This window comes from Bariatricus sp. TF06-38A (assembly GCF_027690675.1).
Lineage (GTDB): Bacteria > Bacillota > Clostridia > Lachnospirales > Lachnospiraceae > Allocoprococcus > Allocoprococcus comes.
Genome location: NZ_JAQFCE010000023.1, coordinates 35,545 through 57,527, shown reverse-complemented (window position 1 = coordinate 57,527; position 21,983 = coordinate 35,545). Strand labels below are relative to the sequence as shown.

At 41.2% G+C, this 21,983-nt stretch carries 20 protein-coding genes; 4 read left to right on the top strand and 16 right to left on the bottom strand.

All coding sequences use genetic code 11. The features are described 5' to 3' along the window. Positions 1-17 precede the first annotated feature (17 nt). The 16 genes from PG418_RS14990 to PG418_RS14915 all read right to left on the bottom strand — a co-directional run bounded on the left by PG418_RS14990 (position 18) and on the right by PG418_RS14915 (position 18,069). Positions 18-710, bottom strand: coding sequence for an AraC family ligand binding domain-containing protein (locus tag PG418_RS14990; RefSeq protein WP_498837629.1), 693 nt, complete (start codon positions 708-710; stop codon positions 18-20). Positions 711-937: 227 nt separating this feature from the next. After that, positions 938-1,963 carry a DUF3878 family protein gene (locus tag PG418_RS14985; protein ID WP_446821247.1) on the bottom strand — a complete coding sequence of 342 codons (1,026 nt, stop codon included), beginning with the start codon at positions 1,961-1,963 and terminating at the stop codon, positions 938-940. Next, a complete protein-coding gene (locus PG418_RS14980) occupies positions 1,964-2,992 on the bottom strand; it encodes a transglutaminase domain-containing protein (protein WP_173685258.1) in 1,029 nt (342 codons plus the stop codon). It lies immediately after the preceding gene. Positions 2,993-3,267: 275 nt separating this feature from the next. Further along, positions 3,268-3,627 carry a DUF1667 domain-containing protein gene (locus PG418_RS14975; protein WP_055155468.1) on the bottom strand — a complete coding sequence of 120 codons (360 nt, stop codon included), beginning with the start codon at positions 3,625-3,627 and terminating at the stop codon, positions 3,268-3,270. Positions 3,628-3,630: 3 nt separating this feature from the next. Then, positions 3,631-4,899 carry an NAD(P)/FAD-dependent oxidoreductase gene (locus tag PG418_RS14970; protein ID WP_498837628.1) on the bottom strand — a complete coding sequence of 423 codons (1,269 nt, stop codon included), beginning with the start codon at positions 4,897-4,899 and terminating at the stop codon, positions 3,631-3,633. A gap of 17 nt (positions 4,900-4,916) precedes the next feature. Further along, positions 4,917-6,353 (bottom strand): NAD(P)/FAD-dependent oxidoreductase, encoded by a 1,437-nt coding sequence (locus tag PG418_RS14965; protein ID WP_055155469.1) that lies wholly within the window; start codon positions 6,351-6,353, stop codon positions 4,917-4,919. A gap of 146 nt (positions 6,354-6,499) precedes the next feature. Then, positions 6,500-7,213 carry an MIP/aquaporin family protein gene (locus PG418_RS14960; protein ID WP_022220047.1) on the bottom strand — a complete coding sequence of 238 codons (714 nt, stop codon included), beginning with the start codon at positions 7,211-7,213 and terminating at the stop codon, positions 6,500-6,502. A 60-nt stretch (positions 7,214-7,273) separates the two neighbouring features. Further along, entirely contained in the window at positions 7,274-8,770 is a 1,497-nt protein-coding gene (glpK, locus tag PG418_RS14955; protein WP_008373317.1) for a glycerol kinase GlpK, read from the bottom strand. A 132-nt stretch (positions 8,771-8,902) separates the two neighbouring features. Next, on the bottom strand, positions 8,903-9,472 hold the full coding sequence (locus PG418_RS14950) for a glycerol-3-phosphate responsive antiterminator (RefSeq protein ID WP_055155471.1): 570 nt from the start codon (positions 9,470-9,472) through the stop codon (positions 8,903-8,905). 541 nt (positions 9,473-10,013) lie between these two features. Then, positions 10,014-10,343: a divalent cation tolerance protein CutA gene (gene cutA / locus PG418_RS14945; protein WP_270223057.1), complete on the bottom strand. Its 330-nt coding sequence runs from the start codon at positions 10,341-10,343 to the stop codon at positions 10,014-10,016. Positions 10,344-10,630: 287 nt separating this feature from the next. Beyond that, positions 10,631-11,908, bottom strand: coding sequence for an L-cysteine desulfidase family protein (locus tag PG418_RS14940; RefSeq protein WP_498837627.1), 1,278 nt, complete (start codon positions 11,906-11,908; stop codon positions 10,631-10,633). A 78-nt stretch (positions 11,909-11,986) separates the two neighbouring features. Next, the gene (locus tag PG418_RS14935; RefSeq protein ID WP_008373311.1) at positions 11,987-12,964 is read right to left on the bottom strand and encodes an ABC transporter ATP-binding protein; all 978 of its coding nucleotides are present in this window, start codon (positions 12,962-12,964) and stop codon (positions 11,987-11,989) included. Further along, positions 12,954-13,985, bottom strand: a complete 1,032-nt coding sequence (locus PG418_RS14930) for an ABC transporter ATP-binding protein (protein WP_022220050.1) — start codon at positions 13,983-13,985, stop codon at positions 12,954-12,956. Before PG418_RS14930 ends, PG418_RS14935 begins: the two co-directional genes overlap by 11 nt. A 14-nt stretch (positions 13,986-13,999) precedes the next feature. Then, entirely contained in the window at positions 14,000-15,337 is a 1,338-nt protein-coding gene (locus tag PG418_RS14925; RefSeq protein WP_008373309.1) for an ABC transporter permease, read from the bottom strand. Between the two features lie 15 nt (positions 15,338-15,352). Further along, entirely contained in the window at positions 15,353-16,270 is a 918-nt protein-coding gene (locus PG418_RS14920) for an ABC transporter permease (RefSeq protein WP_055155474.1), read from the bottom strand. A 68-nt stretch (positions 16,271-16,338) separates the two neighbouring features. Further along, a complete protein-coding gene (locus PG418_RS14915) occupies positions 16,339-18,069 on the bottom strand; it encodes a peptide ABC transporter substrate-binding protein (RefSeq protein ID WP_008373307.1) in 1,731 nt (576 codons plus the stop codon). Positions 18,070-18,289: 220 nt separating this feature from the next. Between PG418_RS14915 and PG418_RS14910 the strand changes: the two genes are divergently transcribed. Genes PG418_RS14910 through PG418_RS14895 form a run of 4 tightly spaced genes read left to right on the top strand, consistent with a single transcriptional unit; the run spans position 18,290 to position 21,973 of the window. Next, the gene (locus PG418_RS14910) at positions 18,290-19,144 is read left to right on the top strand and encodes a M55 family metallopeptidase (RefSeq protein ID WP_055155475.1); all 855 of its coding nucleotides are present in this window, start codon (positions 18,290-18,292) and stop codon (positions 19,142-19,144) included. A 23-nt stretch (positions 19,145-19,167) separates the two neighbouring features. Beyond that, the gene (locus PG418_RS14905) at positions 19,168-20,331 is read left to right on the top strand and encodes a MalY/PatB family protein (RefSeq protein ID WP_055155476.1); all 1,164 of its coding nucleotides are present in this window, start codon (positions 19,168-19,170) and stop codon (positions 20,329-20,331) included. A 36-nt stretch (positions 20,332-20,367) separates the two neighbouring features. Beyond that, a complete protein-coding gene (locus tag PG418_RS14900; protein WP_008373304.1) occupies positions 20,368-20,961 on the top strand; it encodes a helix-turn-helix domain-containing protein in 594 nt (197 codons plus the stop codon). A 13-nt stretch (positions 20,962-20,974) separates the two neighbouring features. Next, a complete protein-coding gene (locus tag PG418_RS14895; RefSeq protein WP_498837626.1) occupies positions 20,975-21,973 on the top strand; it encodes a dipeptidase in 999 nt (332 codons plus the stop codon). Positions 21,974-21,983 lie beyond the last annotated feature (10 nt).

Below are 21,983 nucleotides of genomic sequence, written 5' to 3'. Positions count from 1 at the left end.
TTTCAATGTTCTTAAATTTAGCCTTGACTTTTTATTTGCAGGCTAATACTCTGCAAGTATTCCCTATAACTAACTTTCGCATACTTTTGAAACATCTTCGACAAATAGGTCGGAGAATATCCAAATATTTTTGCCAGACTTTCAAGAGAGATATCTCCCTCATAATTTTCTTTAATATAATTTGTTATATCTGTCAGACGATTCAAATGCTTATAACTTTTTATTCTTTCATCACTTACATCTGTTATCCTATACACTGTTACCATTAAATATAACAAATGATAAAACTTTGTTTGAGTTAGAAATTCATACCCGCACTTCTTTGCTACATAGGCTCTGTACATCTCTTTCATTATACCCATCATATCTTTATCACAATAATTGGAATCATGTGAAAATGTAATGAAATTTTTCTCAATATAATACTCTTCAAAAACAACAAGTGGGATTTGAATAACTAATGTCAAATTTAAATCTGGTGCAAAAATAGAATGCACTTCATTTGAATTTACAATAACAAATTCACCTTCTTTCAAATAATATTCTTCATCATTTAAAAAGAATCTTACTGAACCTTTAAAAACAGCAAAAATCTCTATTGATGTATGCCAATGTTTATTTCTTACATAATTTCCGTTTTTCCCTTCAAATATAAACATTTTAAATGGTAATCCTTTATTAGGTATAATAATTTCATGATTAGCATCCATGCATTTCCCCACCTTCTAATAATATACTTTACACATTTTGCCTTTTCTATTCCCCAATATTCAAGCAAAATATGTCTTTTAAAAAACTAATTTTACTAAAATTACTTTTCTATTTTATCTTTTATTCTAACACTTATCCTACTGATTTCAACCATCTATCCCTATTTGCCTCATCATCAAAAAATACTTTTTATTTTAAATTATTTTTCTATTTTATTTACAAAAATTCAAAGAAACTCTTCGATTTCCACGATCCGATCTCCCCTTTTTTCTTTCCATATCATCAGATACACCTTAAAATCCACCAAATCTCTTGCAGCAGAAAACGGTTCCTCACGCACAAGCGTCACTTTCTGCCCGTTTATCTCCAGTTCTTCTTTTCTTTGCTCTGCTTTCTGTAAAACTTTTTCGTACTTCTGGTTAAATTTCTCTCCAAAATCTCTTCGTGGATAATTTTTTGCTTCTTTTGCAAGCTTTTTATCCAGCAGGTCAATCATATCTGCATGGCTTCTTCTGTGTAACAGCCTTGCAAGCCATCTGCTCATCACTTTTCCGTGATGCTTCCGGTAAAAACGAAGCCACCTTACCATGCTTCTGTCCCCTTTCTCCACAGCAAGCTCTTCCATTACATCCATTGCCTCTTCGGTCGGATTCCACGGATCTTCCATCGGGACAATATATTTTGCCGGAACTGCCGGATAACAGGTATAGTTCAGCGGAGGAAAATGTACCAGTTTTGCAAGTTTCCGTTCTGTATCACTTGTTGCCTTTTCTCCAAGATATTCACATTTATCACTCAGAATCGCCAGACGATATTCCAGAATCCGCAGATACTCATACCCTTTCAACCAGAAATGTCCTATATCTCCGTAATTATAGAGATTCATCTCCAGCGAAAGATCCTGGAAGAAAATGGTCACAACCGTTTCGCCCTGATATACGACAAGTACATATTCTCCATCCTCCTGGCTTAAAGTTGCGTCCAGCTCTCCTTCATAATCTTTCTGATAATGTCCGGTCATTCTTGCACCAGAGAATACCAGAAAGCTTTCCACTGCATCATTCATCAGATACACCAGACGCATTTCATCCTGGTTTTCCACATCTTTGTCTGGAAACAGAAGTTCAAACTGATCCTGACCGAGTAACTGGGCAAGCTTCTGGAAGGCCTCCGGAATTTCTTCATATGCACTTTCTGTATCCATGAACGCTTCCTCTGCTGACATATTTTCCTGTATTTCCAGTTCACTCATCTATTCCTTTTCTCCTTCATTTGCCTCTTCCATATCCACACAGGCAAGTCCTCTGTCCTCCACATAACTGACACGGATCACTGCCTGCGACCAGTTGAGGCTGATCCTGGCAGCCTTCTGCTTCTCTTCTCCGGCTTTCCGGAGCAGATCCAAAAGTTTCTCCAAAACTTCTCTTGTCAGATAGCCGCCTCTCCACTGAAAGGTCAATATCCTGCCCTTCTTAGCCGCCTGCAGCGACCGTTTATAGACATCTTCTTCTTTTGTAAAGGAAAGTTTCTTCTCCCGATAATAAAAATGATCCCCATTCGTACAGACCGGTGCCGGTGCGATCAGCGGTTCATGATCCCGGAAAATCTTCTTGTCGTCCAGATTGAAATAATCATAGCGGATCTCCTGTCCTGCCGCACTGTGTTTACCAAGCGTATTGTCAAAAGTTGCATCCAGATGATAATATGTACCACCAATTTTTACGATATTCCAAGTATGACGGTACTTGATCCCTTTTTCCGGATTGTTACCACAGACTGCGATCATGCACCAGATTCCAAGCGCATCACAGAGTACTTTCACAGATTTTGCAATCCCTTCACATACGCCAACTCCATGTCCAAGTGGACCGATGATCTCATGGGAATACGCCTTTTTCAGCTTATCATAAGTCACATTATCACAGATAAAATCATGAATATATTTCTCCTTTTCCCATTCAGACAAATCTTTTGCCGCCCGCGCAAGTTTTTCTACTCTGGAGGACATTGCCCTCTGATGCTCCCGGATTTTATTTTTGTCAAACAGATACTCCGGTACAAAGATCAGATTCGGAGAGTCCTGATAGTATTTATACTTATATCCTGTCATCCAGAAAATCTCCGGATGATCCAGCCGAAGCCTGAAAAAGACATCATAAAGCTCCGCACTTTCTATGCGCGGTATCTGAAATTCATCCGCAAGTGCATTCGCTCCCTGCATGATTACATGGTATGCTGCCTGCTGCTGTTTCGTCATTTTGGTATAATAGAATGGTTCCATGAAAGTCCTCCTGCGCAATGTTTTGATTCTCCTATTATACATTTTTTCACGAAAACACGAAATGTTTTTCCTTGCTTTTTAACGAAAAACAGAAATGTTTTACGCTAGTTTTTAACGAAAATAGAAAATGTTTATACCCATTTCTTAACGAAAAACAGAAATGTTTATACTTAGATTTTCACGAAATCACAAAATGTTTCTCCAGAATACAATATAAAAAAGTCCCATATGGCAACCCTTTCCGTCACCATACAGGACTTCTCCTTCTTTTCCTTTTATTCAACATTCTTCGTCGCAACAATATCCACGCCCGTGTCCGCCACATTTTCAAGAATCACATCCCCAATATGAACCGGAGCCGGAACTTCAATTCCTTTGAGCGCCTTCACACATTCAAAGATCTTGCCCTTCGGGATATCTTCTTTCGTCTTCACCGATACCATGTCGATGCTTCCGCCGGACACACGCACGGTCGAAGTTACGATTCTCGTCGGATTCGTCACTTCTTTTCTTGCGTATACATCACCGCGCTTGCAGGTATTTCCGGTTACACCCACTACTTCTTTCCCATTCATTATAACTGTAAGAGGGCAGCCCATCGGACAGCCGATACATGTCAATTTTCTCTCTTCCATCGTCTACGCCTCCTCAATCTTTACTGTGATGGTCTGCAGATCCGGATATTTCAGAAGCTGCTCTTTTGTCAGCTTAATCTCTTCCATCTCACCCGGTGCAACAACCGGACGTTTTCTGTGGATCACTCTCTCATCATCAAAATATGCGCTGATATAACAGTTCTTGTAGACACCGCCCACACGGAAACGCACGGTCAGGTTCTCATCCATCCGGTCTACGTTAATCGTTCCCGGAACTGTATAGCGGACACCTTCGACTGGATTCATCCGAATCTCTTTTCCATCCTGTCTGCGCTCTTCTCCCAGTTTGACGTATTCCGCAGCATTTCTTCCTGCAGTTCCGGCTTCTTCCGATACAAAGTCAACCAGGTCATGCACATGCAGGACATTTCCGCAGGCAAATACACCTTCGATGTTTGTTTCCAGGCTCTCATTTACCTTTGGTCCTGATGTGACAGGGTTCATATCCACGCCCATGCCTCTTGAAATTTCATTTTCCGGGATCAATCCTACGGAAAGAAGAAGCGTATCACAGCTGTATTCTTCTTCAGTTCCCGGAATTGGTTTTCCGTGACTGTCCACCTGTACCAGTGTAATGCCTTCCAGCCGCTCTTTCCCTTTGATGTCCACAACGGTATGGCTCAGCTTCAGCGGAATATCATAATCATCCAGACATTGTACAATATTTCTCTTAAGCCCTCCGGAATACGGCATCAGCTCTGCAACAACCTTAACCTTTGCGCCTTCAAATGTCATTCGTCTCGCCATGATCAGTCCGATGTCGCCGGAACCAAGGATCACGACCTCCCGCCCCGGCATATAGCCTTCGATATTGACCAGTCTCTGTACCGTACCTGCCGAGAAAATACCCGCCGGACGATAACCCGGAATATTAAGTGCACCTCTGGAACGTTCACGGCATCCCATTGCCAGGACAACTGCCTTCGCCTGAATCTCGAAAAGACCTTCCTCCCGGTTCATTGCGGTGACAACCTTCTGTGGGCTGATATCCATAACCATTGTATTCAGCTTGTATTCAATATTCAGTTCTTTCGCCTGATCAATAAAACGTCCTGCATATTCCGGTCCGGTCAGTTCTTCCTTAAATGTATGGAGTCCGAATCCGTTGTGGATACACTGATTCAGGATTCCGCCAAGTTCTTTGTCTCTTTCCAGGATCAGAACACTGTCCACTCCGCTTTTCTTCGCCGAAATTGCAGCCGCAAGTCCTGCCGGTCCTCCTCCAATGATAACAATATCATAAGCTCTCATGATGCAATGCCTCCCTCTTATAACGAATCCTTATTAGTACCTGTGACAATTTTAGAATCTCCACCGGATTTTGTGATCTCGAACATACTCACATGGCGTTCTCTCGCCAGGATCTCCATCGTTCTCGGTGAACAGAATCCAGCCTGACATCGTCCCATTCCGGCTCTTGTTCTGCGTTTTACCCCATCCAGAGATTTGGCACCGAGCGGTCTGTTGATTGCATCCATGATCTCACCCTCTGTAACCATTTCACAACGGCAGATAATATTTCCATATTCCGGTTTCTCTTTGATCAGTTCCATTCTTTCTTCCTTGCTGAGTGTATTCGGATCTAGAACACCCTTTCTTGTTGCGATAAAATCTTCTTTTTCTTCCAGATTCATTTTCTCTTTCAGGATCTGTGCCACCATTTCTCCGATTGCCGGTGCACTGGTAAGTCCCGGTGATTCAATGCCTGCACAGTCGATAAATCCTTTTGCATCCTCCACTTCCCCGATCAGGAACTCATGTCCGTCCTCATGTGCACGAAGTCCGGCAAATGAAGTAATCACCTGACGGAGCGGAATATTTTTCACATTCATCTCTGCTCTTTCGATCACCTGGTCCAGACCTTCTCTTGTTGTATTGGTCCCTTCTTTATCTTCGATATCGATCGCCGTTGGTCCAAGGATCAGATTACCGTGAACCGTCGGTGCAACCAGAATACCTTTTCCATATTTTCCCGGAAGTGCAAAAATCGTCTTGCTCACATGACTTCCCGCACTCTTATCAAGCAGGCAGTAATCTCCTCTTCTAGGGGTAATATGGATCTTCTTCTCACTTACCATATTATGAAACTTGTCTGCATAGACTCCGGCTGCATTTACCACGTACCTTGTCTGAAAAACTCCGTTATTTGTATGGATTTCCCATCCCTCATCTATTGGTTTAAGATCCGTAACTTCCGTATCAAATTTGAACTCCACACCATTTACATTTGCATTCTCAGCCATTGCAATGTTCAGATTAAACGGACATACAATTCCGGCTGTCGGTGCATAAAGTGCGGCATACGCCTGATCGGAAATATTCGGTTCCATTTCTTTCAATTCCTTACAGTTAAGAATTCTTAACTCCTTAACACCATTTGCAACACCTCGGTCATACAGTGCCTGAAGATTCGGCATATCCTCCTCATGCAGACATACAACCAGAGAGCCATTTTTCTTAAATGGGAAATCCAGATCCTTTGAAAGCTGTTCCATCATCTGATTTCCCCTGACATTCAGTTTTGCCATCAGCGATCCTTCTGCCGCATCATAACCGGCATGGACAATTGCACTGTTTGCCTTGGAAGTACCACAGCATACATCCTCTTCTTTCTCGATTACACATGCCTTCACTTTATAACGTGACAGCTCTCTTGCTGTTGCCGCACCGGATACTCCAGCTCCGATAATTATTACATCATACATTCCCAGATCACTCCTTAATAACTGTTTTTTTCTTCCTGAACTTCCTGATTATGAAAAAGAGCCTGCCAAGTAAACGCATTTCCTTTATGCGGTTATCCTGTCAGGCTCTCTCATCTCATGCCATTACCATTTTCAATTCTGAACTTTTACCACGGAATTGCCCCATACAGTAATACTGCTGCGATTGCTCCGATGATTGGTCCGATGATCGGTACAACCAGACCGTATCCGAAGTTTGAATCACCTTTTCCTTTAATTGGAAGTACTGCGTGTGCAAGTCTTGGTCCAAGATCTCTTGCCGGGTTGATCGCATAACCGGTCAGTCCGCCAAGTGACATACCTACTGATACGATAATTCCGAATACAAATAATTTGTCAACGCCTGTGGAAAGTCCTGTCACGTTTCCAATTCCCTTGATCGCAAATACAAGGATAAATGTTCCAACTGCCTCACTGAAAATATTCAGTCCTGTGTTTGCAATCGAAGGTCCTGTACAGAATACACCAAGCTTTGTTCCCGGATCTTCTGTGGCGTCAAACTGTCCTTTGAAAAGTAAATAAACGATACAGCCGCCTACGAATGCTCCTGCGATCTGGGCGATGATATATCCAGGAACCATCGACCATGCAAAACTTCCGTCCACTGCAAGCGCGATTGTAAGTGCCGGATTAAAGGAAGCTCCTGAAGCCTCTCCGAAAATAAATGCCGGAAGCAGAACTGCAAGACCCCAGGCAAATGTAATCTGAACCGCACCGGCACCTTTCATACCGGATTTGTTAAGGTTCACATTTGCTACTACTCCATCTCCAAGAATAATAAGTATCATTGTTCCAAGAAACTCTGCTATATAAGGTAACATAATAAGTCCCCCTTTTCCCTATTCAATGTTCCGTTTTCATTTCCTTTTTACTGTCAAAATCTAATCTTCTTTTGCCCATCCGTAAGCATATTTGACAGCCTTATTCCAGCCTTTGATCCGTTTTTCTCTTTCTTCATCTGCAATCTTTGGCTCGAATGTCTTATCAATTGCCCAGTTCTTAATAACATCCTCTTTACTTGCCCAGTATCCAACTGCAAGACCTGCAAGATAAGCAGCTCCCATTGCGGTTGTCTCTACACACTGCGGACGGTTAACCGGTGCATTGATGATGTCAGACTGTGTCTGCATCAGGAAATCATTTGCACTTGCTCCACCGTCAACCTTAAGTGCTGCAAGTTCAATTCCAGAGTCAGCTTTCATTGCTTCCAGAACATCATTTACCTGATAAGCAAGGGATTCCAGAGTTGCGCGGATAATGTGATATTTATTAACGCCACGTGTAATTCCTACGATCGTTCCTCTTGCATACTGATCCCAGTGCGGTGCTCCAAGTCCGGTAAATGCAGGTACTACATAGCATCCGTTTGTATCTTTTACTTTCTTAGCCATGTATTCTGAATCCGGTGCGGAATCAATAATACGAAGTTCATCTCTCAGCCACTGAATTGCAGCTCCTGCCACGAAAATTGAACCTTCCAGTGCATAATTTACTTTTCCATCCAGTCCCCATGCGATGGTTGTTACCAGTCCGTTCTTTGAGAAGATCGGTTTCTCACCGGTATTCATCAGCATGAAACATCCGGTTCCATATGTATTCTTTGCTTCGCCTGCATTGAAGCATGTCTGTCCAAACAGTGCGGACTGCTGGTCTCCTGCTGCTCCTGCGATCGGAATCGGTCCACCGAGGTAAGAAGGATCTGCTTCTCCATATACACAGCTTGACGGTTTTGGTTCTGGAAGCATGCATTTCGGAATGTTCAGCTCTGCAAGAATCTCATCATCCCATTCAAGCGTATTGATATTGAACAGCATCGTACGGGAAGCATTTGAATAATCAGTTACATGAACTGCACCTTTTGTCAGTTTCCAGATCAGCCATGTCTCAACTGTACCGAATAATAATTCTCCCTTTTCTGCTCTCTCTCTTGCTCCCGGCACATTATCAAGAAGCCATTTTACCTTTGTTCCTGAAAAATACGCGTCGATAACAAGTCCTGTTTTTTCTCTGAATTTATCGGTAAGTCCTTTTTCCTTCAGACTGTCACAATACTCAGAAGTTCTGCGGCACTGCCATACGATTGCATGATGGATCGGCTCTCCTGTCTCTTTGTCCCAGACGATGGTTGTCTCTCTCTGGTTTGTAATACCGATTGCTGCAATGTCCTCTGCTTCTGCCCCAATCATGTTCATTGCTTCAACGGCTACACCAAGCATACTTGCCCAGATCTCATCTGCATCATGTTCAACCCAGCCCGGTTTCGGGAAATACTGTGTGAATTCCCTCTGTGCAACGCTGCACATTTCTCCTTTTTCATTGAACAGGATACATCTGTTACTTGTTGTTCCTGCGTCCAGTGCCATTACATACTTAGCCATACTCTTTTTCCTCCTTTAATAAAAATCGCTGCTTTGCATGTTTTATAGTAAAGCGGATATTCTATGCCGCTTCGCTACTTACTCATCCTCAAATACCTGTACTTTGTTTAAATATCTTCTGTTACTTTTGTTTTACATTTTCCAGACTTCATGATTCGTAGATGAAACTGCGATCGCTCCAGCTGAAAGTGCCGCCATCACAGATTCTTTGTCCGAGATCAGACCACCTGCAATGATCGGTGTCTTTGACATTTTACAGACTTTTCCGATCACCTTCGGCATCACACCCGGAAGTACTTCGATATAATCGGGCTTCACGGCGTGTTGTTGCTGTCTGATATTCTCATATGCCATTGAATCCAGAAGAAAATACCTTAGGACTGTGAACATCTTAAGTTCCTTCCCCCTTTTAATCAATGCGGCTTTTGTGGAAATTATTCCATCTGCTTCTGTATTTTTCCGAATAAAATCTACGACAATTTCCTTACTGCTAAGACCGCTTATCAGGTCTACATGAACCATCGCAACCTTCCCGGAATCTTTTATCTGTTGGACGATCTCACGGATCGAACAGACATCTCCAAATAAAATAAACACAACCTGGATATCTTCCAAAGAACAGCAGATTTTTAAATCATCCATGTTCTTTACTGCTGCAATGATCGGATTTTCTTCTACTGCTTCATGAAAAAAACTGTTCATTTTTTCACCCCTCATACTATGATCGAGTAGGATGCTCCTGCCCACTCTGTATATTTTGTACAGCCTCTGCACTTGACTCATCGTATAATCGAGCAGGCTGACTTCTGCTCGATCTGTATACTCCGTACAGCATCTCACTTAGCAGCTCGATGATGTACATTCGCCAAATGTAGATCCTTGTGCAAGCACAAATCGGCACTTGGCTCATCGTATACACAAAAAAAGAGCGCCTCTTGTAACAGCCTCATGGCTGATATAACATTCGCTCTCCTGTCACGGCATCTCTCTTCAATTGCTTTTTCAACTTGACTTCACTATATCACATTGCACAATTATATGCAAATAATTTTTTCAAAAATATACTTTTTGTACAGTTTCTACAATTTTTTTGCCAATAATCAGGCTTGTTATTTGAAAAAAGATGTTTTTCTTTATGCAACTTTTCCGTTACTTTATTAACAAATTTTAGAATCAATTTTCTTTAATCTGAACGCTCACTTTTTACCATTTCTGTTCTGACTATTAAGCTTCTTTTTTTACATCAAAATGAAGTTCTCAGGATCGGGATCGCATTGATCACCGGTTCTTCGTACGGATGAACTTTCTTGATTGCTTCAATTGTCCTGTCAACTGCTTCTGTAAATACAGTGACTTCAACCTTTACTTCCGGTTCTTTACTGATCTCTCCTTCATTTCCAATATAAGGATTGCAGCCTTCAAGCGGACGCCAGTATCCGGTCACTTCACTTGATGACATACAGGAATCATAGTTCCCGATATGTCCGGCATCTACTTCCTGGAGGGTTTTCTGGAGAGCCGGAAGATGTGTTTCCGGGATGAAAATTTCTAATTTGCAGTATTTGAAATCCATGGTGTGTTCCTTTCTTCTTACTATGCATTTTTATGATGATACCAGGGTCAAAAGGGCAGAAAGCCGATGCATTTATAATATACTACAATTCTTTTTCATGCAAATTCTATAGAAATTTTCAACTCGTTAATCAATTTTTACTAATTTTTTAATTATCTAAACAATGTTTTGCACAGTAGGATAGTTCTTCATGATGTTCTTCAAAGAAAACAAAAGCCTTCAAACTGATCTTTTTCAATCAATTTAAAGGCTTTTACATTATTCAAATATCACCCTATATATAGTTTCTATTCACTTTTTTCCTGTAAAATATCTACGATCGTCTTCTCCGTTCCGATCATTCCCGGTGATGCGATCTCTCCCATATGACGCATGGTATCTTCCGGTGTAAACCCATTGATTCCATGAATATCATCAATAAAGATTTCATGCATTGCAAAATCCGCCGACTGAAATGCGGCATTTACCGCCACGACTCCTTTCATCGTACAGCCCTTATTTCCGCCATGACAGATCATACCGGTAATACTGCTGGACATGTTGTTGATCGTTCTTGCCATTGCATGCTCATCACCTCCATGAAGGAAAACCAACGCACAGGCCATTCCTGTACCGGCAGCAATGCCACAGCCACAGAAAGCAGAAAGCTTACCGGAATACTCTTTGATATACATGCAAATAAGATAGCTTAATGCGGTGGCACGATATAAGGTTTCATCGCTTAATCCGCGAATCTTGCAAACACCGTAAAGAGGCATGGTTGCAATAATTCCATGTGCCCCGGAACCGGTAATGCTCATGGCCGGTCTGTCAAGTCCGATCACACGGGCCTCAATTGCTGCATTGCAAAGTAAAGATGCAGTTTTTAACTCATCATCCGAAATAATCTTTCCGTCATTTTTCTCAAGCAAATACCGTGCATAGGTTGTTCTCGGGTTCTGGATTCCTTCTTCAAAAAGAGCATAGTTCATCTCATAGGCAGCCTTGATAAATTCAATTTCCTCTGCCGGAACTTCTTTAGCATATTTATAAATCTGTTTTAATGTGTAATCGTGGATCAAAGCTTTCTCTTCATGACTACTTTCTCCGGATGTCTCTTCTTTTTCCAGAATCACTTCTCCATTTACTTCCATACGAACAATATTCGTATGTGCATCGCGGATTCGAACCATCGCCTCTCCACCTGTTGTCTTTACACGGGCTTCGATAAAAATACGGCTTGTGATCTCACTCATTTTCACAACGATTTTTCCGTCTTTTACTAATTGCTCTGCTGCCACATTGTCAGCTTCTGTTACATCCGCAAGACTCTCCAGTTCTTTCTCCGGTTTTCCTGCTACGGCTCCAAGCGCTGCTGCATATTCATTCCCGTAAAAGTGGCTGTTTGGAATACCACATGTATACGCATTTTTATACATACCGCTGTTCAGCAAAAGTGTAACCTGTTCCAGTTCTCCAGAAATGTAGGATTTTGCCTTTGAAACCGCATATGCGATCGCTCCCGGCTCAGTTACTCCAAGAGCCGGACGCATATCATCTTTGATTAATTGTGTTAATTCATGCATTTTCTTTTTCTCCTCTAATCAGATATTCAGATTATTGACTGCTTCAATGCTACTTCCATTGTAGCAAAGTTAAATGCATTATTCTACCAGATGACAGGCTACATAATGTTCATTTCCAACATTTCTGAAGATTGGTCTTTCTTCATGGCAACGTTTTGTAGCATATGGACATCTGGATGCAAATTTACATCCAACCGGTGTATCGATCGGACTCGGGACATCTCCTTGCAACATAACCGGTTTCTTAGTTTTACTGATCGCAGGGTCAAGCTCAGGAACCGCCGACATCAATGCTTTTGTATATGGATGCAGTGTCTGCTCATATAATTCTTCTGTCTCTGCAAATTCCACCAGAGATCCAAGGTACATAACACCTACTTTTTGGGAAATATGTCTGACCATAGAAAGATCATGTGCAATAAACAAATAAGTAAGTCCAAGACTTGCCTGCAGATCTTCAAGCATATTTACTACCTGTGCCTGAATACTGACATCAAGTGCCGAAATAGGCTCATCGCAGACTACAAAATCCGGATTTACTGCAAGTGCTCTTGCAATCCCGACACGCTGCCTTTGTCCACCTGAAAATTCATGAGGATAACGGCTGGCATGGTCTTTTCCAAGACCAACTGTATTCAACAATTCATAGATGCGTTCCTGTCTTTCCTTACCTTCATAAAGATGATAAATATCCAGTGGCTCACCGATAATATCTGAAACCGTCATACGAGGATTCAGAGATGCATATGGATCCTGGAAGATCATCTGCATTCTTTTTCTATATGGCCATACTTCGGCTGCGCTCAACTGTGCAATATCTTTCCCATCAAATATGATTTCTCCTGCTGTCGGTTTATAGAGACGCATGATCGAATATCCGGTTGTAGATTTTCCACATCCGGACTCTCCTACAAGTCCGATTGTTTCTCCCTTTTGAATTTTGAAGGAAACTCCGTCCACTGCTTTTACATACTCGATTTTTTTACCTAAAAATCCTTTTTTATTCTCAAAATACATTTTCAGGTCTTTTACTTCCAGAAGTGTATTATTTGGCATGTCGGATTCCTCCTTTCTGACTTTCGTACTCTTCGTTCCGAGGTGCCTGCGGATGGCACATAAAACAGCTTACACGATGTGTATCACTGATATACTGTTCCGGCACCGGCATGGATGCGCATACCTTCATTGCATATTTGCATCGCGGATAAAACGGGCAGCCTGTCGGTGGATGAAGCATATCCGGCGGTGTTCCAAGAATCGGAACCAGTCTTTCTTTTGATGCTTCTCCGGTTACTTTTGGTACAGAGTTCAAAAGTCCCATGGTATATGGATGGTGCGGTTCATAGAAGATTTCTTCTGTTGTTCCTTCTTCCATAATTTTTCCGCCATACATAACGATGATTCTGTCACAGATACTTGATGCACATCCTAAGTTATGTGTGATCAAAATAGTAGCTGTTCCAAGTCTTTCATTTAATTCTTTCATAAGAGCCAGTACCTGGGCCTGAATGGTAACATCCAGCGCGGTTGTCGGCTCGTCTGCGATCAGAAGCTCCGGCTCACAGGAAAGTGCCATCGCGATCATTGCTCTCTGTCTCATACCGCCTGAAAATTCATGCGGGTAGGAATGAAATCTTTTTTCCGGTGAAGGAATACCTACCAGCCGCAGCATTTCAAGTGCACGTTTTTTTGCATCTTCTTTTTTAATTTTATGATGTGTCAGAATGGCTTCTGTAATCTGATCACCAATTTTAAATAACGGATTCAATGATGTCATCGGATCCTGGAAGATCATAGCAATGTGATCCCCCTGAATCTTACGCATCTCACTTTTTTTCTTCTTCAAAAGATCTTCTCCGTTAAAGAGAATCTCCCCGTCTTTTACTCTTCCCGGATATGCAAGCAGTCCCATAATAGAAAGTGACGTAACACTCTTCCCACTGCCTGATTCACCTACAATACCAATGATCTCGCCTTTATCTAATCCAAAACTGACATCACGGATCGCCTGCACCTCTCCTAAATGCGTAAAGAAAGAGGTATGTAAATTTTTTACATCTAATAATTTTTCACTCATTTGCTTTTTCCTCCTTATTTACGCTGTTTTGGATCGAATGCATCTCTTAAACCATCACTTAATAAGTTGAATGTAAGGATTGTAACTGAAATGGCAATCGCCGGATATACCATCTGATATGGATATACATAAATTCCTGCTAAAGCGTCATTACACAAAGTACCCCAGGAAGCCATCGGTGCAGAAATACCAAGACCTACGAAGCTCAGGAATGCTTCATTGAAAATTGCACTTGGAATCTGCATTGCCATATTTACCATGATAGGTCCCATCATATTCGGGATTAGGTGTTTCACAATAATTCTCTTTGTATCTGCTCCTGTTACGATGGCAGCTTTAACAAATTCCTGCTGTTTCAGCGTCAGAACCTGCCCTCTGACGATACGGGCCATTTTAACCCAGAATGTCAAACCTAATGCAATAATGATGGAAGAAATACCAGGTCCTACTACAACCATGATCAAAATAACATACAGCGTCATCGGAATGGAGTCCAGAACGTCAATAATACGCATCATGATATTATCAACCGTTCCACCGCAGTAACCTGCAATCGCACCGTAGAATACACCAACCACAAAGTTGATAAATGCCGCAAACAGACCAACCAAAAGAGAAATACGTGCACCATATACAATACGGATAAACAGATCTCTTCCCAGACCATCTGTTCCAAGCAGATAGGTTTTATTTTTTATCTTCTCCTGCTTTGTAAGCTTCTCACCATCACAAGTGATCACTGTTCTTTCTATCTTGTTTTCCAAAATACTTTTTGCTTCATCGATGGTAACCTCTGTCACATCGCTTCCTGCATAATAGTTTTCAAGGTATTTAATTCCTTTGATCGCTGTTGTATCTAAATCTTTTTTTGCTGCTTTCTTTTCTAATTTCTTATACTCTTTGCTTGCATCTGAATAAACACTATAATCAACACAGATTTCACTGTCTCCGACCACGAAGAAATTTTTCTTTCCATTGACATCTTTATTCTTAACTTCTGCAAGCCCTTCGAGATTTCCCTTTTTATCAACCACAACAACCGTATACTGTGGTGTTACATAAATATTTTTTCCATTGTCAAGCGGATATACTTTCATTACATCCGGAATATTCGCTAATTCCAGATTCTGTTTCTTATAATCATATTTCCAAAACATTGGGATAAAAATAGCCCCAATTGTGATCAAAGCAATTACGATCAACGAAAGGATCGCTATTTTATTGGATTTTAATCTTCTCCATCCGTCTTGTAAAAAAGTAAGACTAGGTCTCTCCATTTTCTCAGCATTTTTTTCTTCCTGTTCCAACGGTGCCCATAATTCCGGAGAAATAACGTTATTTTTTTCGCTCATATTTTCTCACCTGTTTTACTGATATTTAATACGTGGATCAATTAATACATACAGAATATCGACTACTAAAATGCAGATTACAAGTATAACTGAGAAAAATACCGTAATACCCATAATAAGCGTATAGTCTCGGTTAAGAATACTGTTTGTAAACAAGTTTCCGATACCAGGAATACCAAATACCTTTTCTACTACGAAAGATCCTGTGATCAAAGCCGCAAACATCGGTCCGATGTAAGTTACAACCGGAAGCAAGGCATTCCTCAATGCATGTTTTCCAAGTACCTTCCATTCCGGAAGTCCCTTTGCTCTTGCCGTACGGATATAATCCTGGTTCAGAACATCCAACGTAGAAGTTCTTGTCAGTCGTACAACATATGCCAGTGAGAATAATGCACTGACTATAACCGGTCCAATATATCCCTTCCAGCTATTCACACCAAACGATGGTACCCATCCTAAAATCTTGCTGAACAGATATAAGAATCCTGTTGCAAATACAAAGCTTGGGATTGTCGCCCCTAGGGTTGATAGCACCATCAAGACTCGATCTACAAATTTATTTTGCCTCAATGCGGCAATAATACCAAAAAATATTCCGAAACCTAAAATAACTAATGAAGCCCAAATACCGATTGCTAAAGAATATGGAAATCCTGCTGAAATAATATCATTGGTTGTGATTCCTTTTTTCATAAAGGAAATACCAAAATCCCCATGCATATAGTTCCGCATATATGTTCCATACTGTTCAATAAACGGTTTATCAAGACCATATTTTGCTTTCATATTTGCAATAATTACCGGATCGTTCATTTTCTCGCTGGCAAATGGGTCACCTGGAATTGCATTCATTAATATAAATGTCAGTGTCATAATGAACCAGATCGTAATAATCGCAGAAAGTACTCTTTTCGCTATATATCTCAGCATATTACTTCTCCTCTAATAATAGGGAGACCGAAAAGCAAGGTACTTTTCGGTCTTCCTAAAGTCAACAACTACTCAACGATTTCAGCATGGCTGAACATAAATGAATTGCCCAATGTAAGTTCAACATTTTCAACCTGATCTTCATTTATAAGAGCTACGAAAGACGGATAATAAAGCGCTGTGATCGGCATATCATCCATAAGAGCTTTATTCGCTTCTTCCCAGGCTTCATCTCTTTCTTTGCCTAATGATGCCATTGCTTTATCAAAGGCTTCATCAAAGGCTTTGTTGCCCGGATTTAATGTCGTATCGTGCGGAGCACCTTTGTATTCTCTCCATCTCCACTGACATGTATTATTACCATTCTGAGAATAGAAGAGTTTAATAAGTCCACTTGCATCGTATGGGTTATTTGTCCATCCACCAGGAGCCATCTCGTAATCACCTTTACTCTTTGTAGAGTTGAATACACTTGATTCTTCTGCGCGGAGTTTAACTTTGATATTTAAATTTGTTTCCAGCATCTGCTGAATTGCTTCACAAAGTCTCTTGTTCTTTTCAGTATTCGCATATGTGATTTCCACCTCCGGAAAGCCCTCTCCGTTTGGATAACCTGCTTCCGCAAGTTCTGCCTGCGCATCTTCTACCTTAGCCTGACGCGGATCGATTCCATATTCTTCTGCCGGATATCCATCTGCTTCAAGTTCACGGAAATGTGTTCCATCTGTTTTCTGACATGTCGGAGCGATAAAGTTACTTGCCGGGATAGAACCATCTTTTAATACCTGTTCTGTGATCTGCTTTCTGTCGATTGCCTTGGCAACTGCTTTTCTTACATGAACATTATCAAATGGTGCTTTATCTACGTTGAAATTCAGGAACTGTGCTCCTGTATCGGCACTTACGATTACATATGGGTCTTCAGCAACAATCTGTGGAACCTGTTCTGCCGGAAGATGATCCATAACATCAATCTCACCTGCCTGATATGCCTGATATGCGGTATTATCATCTGTAATAAATACTGCTTTGATACCTGGAAGTTTTACTTCATCTGCTGCATAGTAGTAAGGATTCTTTTTCAGTAATAAATGCGATCCAACCTGATATTCTTCTAAGTAGAATGCTCCGTTACTGATTGCTGATTCCGGTTTCTTCTCCCATCCTTCTCCTGCTGCTTCCACTGCCTCTTTTTTAATAGGAAGATAAACGTCATTGGCAACTAACTGCGGGAAGAACGGTGTTGCATTCTTCAAAACAACTTCAAATGTATAATCATCAATTGCTGTTGCTTTGATATCATCATACTCACCTGTTCCTTCAAAATATTCAGTAGCACCTACAACATAATCTGTGATAGCCTGAAGTGCTTCAGATGCAAAATCCGGATCACAAATTCTTCTCCAGGAATATTCGAAGTCTTTTGCTGTCACCGGACTTCCGTCTGACCATTTCGCATCTTTTCTTAAATGGAATGTATATGTTTTTCCGTCCTCTGAAACATCCCATTTTTCCGCGATACCCGGTTTAAAACCATCAGATGTTGATACGGTGAGGCCTTCAAACAACTGCTTACAAATCGCGTCCGATACAGATGCTGAGTTGTTCGTCGGATCCCATTGTTTTGGTTCGGAATCTAATCTCCACATAAGGTATCTACCTTCTTCAGATCCCTCATCTTCTGCTTCCTGTTTTACCGATCCATTGTCAGAAGCTTTTTCTTTTTTGTCACCACACCCCACAAAACTTGCAGCAACCATCGTCAGTGCTAAAAGCAACGCTAAATTTCTCTTCTTCATACATTTCTCCTCCTTTACATCCTTTTTTGAGTTTCGTTTTACGAAAAAGATTTTTTCTGTGTTTTTACTCACAGTATAATTATTACTGACAGTATAATTCTTTTTGTATATTATGTCAAGATATTGACAGCATTCTTTTATTGTTTTATAATATTTCAACAACTGTATGTTTTGTTTTTCTATAAGAAAACAAATAAATTACATAAAGGAGGATTTTCTTATGAAGAAAGCACTAAAAATCTACATTTCTGTAGACATGGAAGGAATGGCTGGTATCACTTCTCCATCCCAGGAACGCGATGAGGTTCCTTCCTTCCGCCGCGCTTTACACAATCAGGTACGCTGGATCATCGAAGGAATTCATGCTTCTTCCAGAAATGAGGAGATTGGGGAAATCACCATTTCTGACTCTCACGGAAGCGGAACGAACCTTTCCTATGATGAACTTTGCCAGATGGATGAACGTATCAGCTTAGTAAGCGGTTCTCCAAGAAGACAGTACATGATGTCTTGCCTGGATGAAACCTACGATGTTGTATTTCTGGCCGGATATCATGCCGGTCCGGGAGAAGATTTCGCCAATATGGATCACAGCTTCTACGGAAGAGTTGTTTCCAGCCTTAAGATCAACGGGGCCTATATGAACGAAAGCACAACGAACGCAGCACTTGCTGCTTCTTATAAGGTTCCGGTCGGTCTTATCATCGGTGATTCCGGTCTTCGCAAACAGCTTATAGACAAAGAAATGATGCCATGGGTAAAATTTGTAACAACAAAAGAAGCTTTATCCCGCTACGCAGCAAAATTCCCTCCGCAAAAAGTTCTCAGGGAAAACACGATTTCTGCAGTAAAGGAAGTTCTTGATTCCGATTTGAGCAAAATTCCTTTATATGAAGTTACAACTCCGATCAAGCTGGGATTTGAATTCAAATCAACAGCAATGGCCGACACCGTTGCACAAATCCCTCGCATGAAACGTTTAAGCGGTACAGAAGTAGAAATCACATGTGATAACATGCATGAATTAGAATGTGGCATCTCTGCAATTACCGGTCTTGCAGGAACAGCTAACTAAAAATTTCGAAGGAGAAAAAGAAAATGGGAAAATATAATTTTGATGAAATCATCGACAGACATGGCACATCTTGTAATAAATGGGAATACAATATTCCGGAAGATGTCGTTCCGATGTGGGTAGCAGACATGGATTTTGCAGCAGCTCCGGAAATTCGCGAAGCAATGCAGAAACGTTTAGATCATCCTGTTTATGGATATACTCATCACAGCAAAGAATTAAAAGATGCCATCGTATCCTGGGTAGGAAGACGTTATCACTGGGATATTCAGAGCGAATGGTTAGGTTTCAGTCCCGGCGTTGTTCCTGCTCTTGTTATGAGTCTTTTATCTCTGACAACACCTGGGGATCGTATTGTGATCATGACACCTGTTTATCATCCATTCTACTCTTCGATTGAAGAAAATGGACGTGTTATCATTAATCACCAGTTAGATTGTGATGAAAACGGACGTTATTCCATTAACTTCGAGCGTCTGGAAGCCCAGATCGACAACCGCTGCAAAGCGATCATGATGTGTAATCCTCATAATCCGGCTGGTCGTGTATGGACAAAAGAAGAGCTTTTGGAAGTTGCTAAAATCGCCGAACGCCATGAGCTGTATATTATTTCAGATGAGATCCATGCCGATTTCGTATATGGCGGAAAACACCATACTCCGATGGCATCCGTATCAGAATATGCTATGGAACATACAATCACAGCTTTGGCACCGAGTAAAACCTTTAATGTTGCCGGTCTTTGTCAATCTTATGTTGTTATTCCGAACAAGAAATTATACAATGCGTATGACGCAACCTATAATGCGTTTGATCTTGGGGATAACGTTTTCGGTATGACAGCGCTGACTGCCGCATATACAAAAGGCGAGGAATGGCTTACAGAAATGCTTCAATATCTCGAAGCTAACAGAGATTTCACCGTGGAATATATCAGAGAAAATATTCCGGAAATCAGCGTTTGGTCACCTGAAGGAACATATCTTCTGTGGCTTGATTGTTCAAAACTTAATCTGGAAAATGACGAATTAAATCAATTTTTCTTAGAAAAAGCAAAGGTAAAAATGAATCCTGGATATCGTTTCGGTGCTCAGTGCAGCACTTATATGCGATTAAATATTGGCTGTCCACGCGCTCAACTTCAGGAAGCTCTTGCCCGCATTGAAAAAGCAATCAAAAACCGCTAGTTTTTATACTTAAATTGCGAAAGGAGGAGCGGGATCATGTATGGAAGCCGAATTCGCGAAATGCGAAAAAAAAGAGGGCTCACGCTCAAAGAGGTAGCTGAAGCTACCGGATACACAATAGGTCATATATCACAAATTGAAAGAGATTTAAAATCTCCTTCACTCGTGGCACTTAGAAAAATTGCAGTCTGCTTAGATTGTTCAGAAGTATGGTTGATCATGGGTGACTCCGAACTCTCTGCCAAGTCACCTGAAGAAGGAAAGAAATCAAAGGAATCTTATTTGGTGAGAAAAGAGAACCGAATTCCAATGAAAATCCCGGAAATTGATGTTTCCTACTCTATTTTTACACCTTCTAAACTTCCGAACGCACAAGAAGCACAAATGACCGGACTCATCGTGAGATTAAAACCGAACACCTGGGTAACTGAGCAAATGATTTCACATGGTAATTACGACGAAAGTCTCCTGCTCCTCAAAGGGGAATTAGAACTCCGCATCGATAACAGCACTTATATAATCTACGAGGGCGACAGTTTCTATATCCCTAAAAATTGTTTACATAACTACTTGAATACATCAGATGAAGAAGCGACTATAATTGTTTATTTTTCACAATTAATTTATTAAGGAAAACACGATTATGAAATATATTATTGATGGACATTTTGACCTGCTAAGCGATGTCGCTGTACGCCGCAAAAATGGTGAGCACAAGGTCATCGAAAGATTGTACTATCCTGCATTCAAAAAAGGAAATGTTACCGGAATCGTTGCCTCACTCTTTGTAGACAGCCAGTACCTGCCTTACGGAAGTGTTTCCATCGCTCTGGAACAGATTGCAGCTCTCCACTGTGAGATCAGCGAAAGTCCGGAACTTCTTATGCTTTGTACATGTGCCGATGACTTTGTAAAAGCTGCTCTGGAAAAAAAGGTCGGTATCCTTCTCTCCTTTGAAGGAGCAGAACCGGTATCTTCCTGCCTCATGTTACACGCATTCTACGCCGCAGGCGTAAGAGGACTGGGACTTACCTGGAGCCGCAGAAATATGGCAGCTGACGGCTGTGATTTTACCGGAAATGCAAAAAAAGGCGGTCTGACCGACTTTGGCCAAATGCTTGTAAAAGAAGCCGAATCCTTAAACATGATCATTGATCTCAGTCATTTAAGTGACGAGGGCGTGGATGATGTCTTATCCATTACCTCCTGCCCACTGATCGCATCGCATTCTAATGCACGGGCAGTTGCTCATAATAACAGGAATCTGAAGGATGAGCATTTAAAAGAAATCGCCAAACGTGGCGGTGTTGTGGGACTGAATGCCTGCAGTATCATTAACGCAGATGCCGGCAGCACAGCTGACCGCCGGCAAATGCTTGCACACCTGGATCACATGATCCAGGTAATGGGAGAACAGCATGTCGGTTTCGGATTTGACTTTTGCGATCTCTTCTTAAAGAACAGTTCCGCACAAGACTTATCCCTGATGCCGGAATTTCCTTTCGATATTCTGTCCGGCGGTCATGCGGACATTCCGGATTTCTTGCAGAATATGAAGAAACATAATTATTCAGATGAACGGATTTCTCTCATTGCAGGTAAAAACTGGCTTTATGCATTCGAAAAAATTCTAAAAAAATAGTTTATCAGAA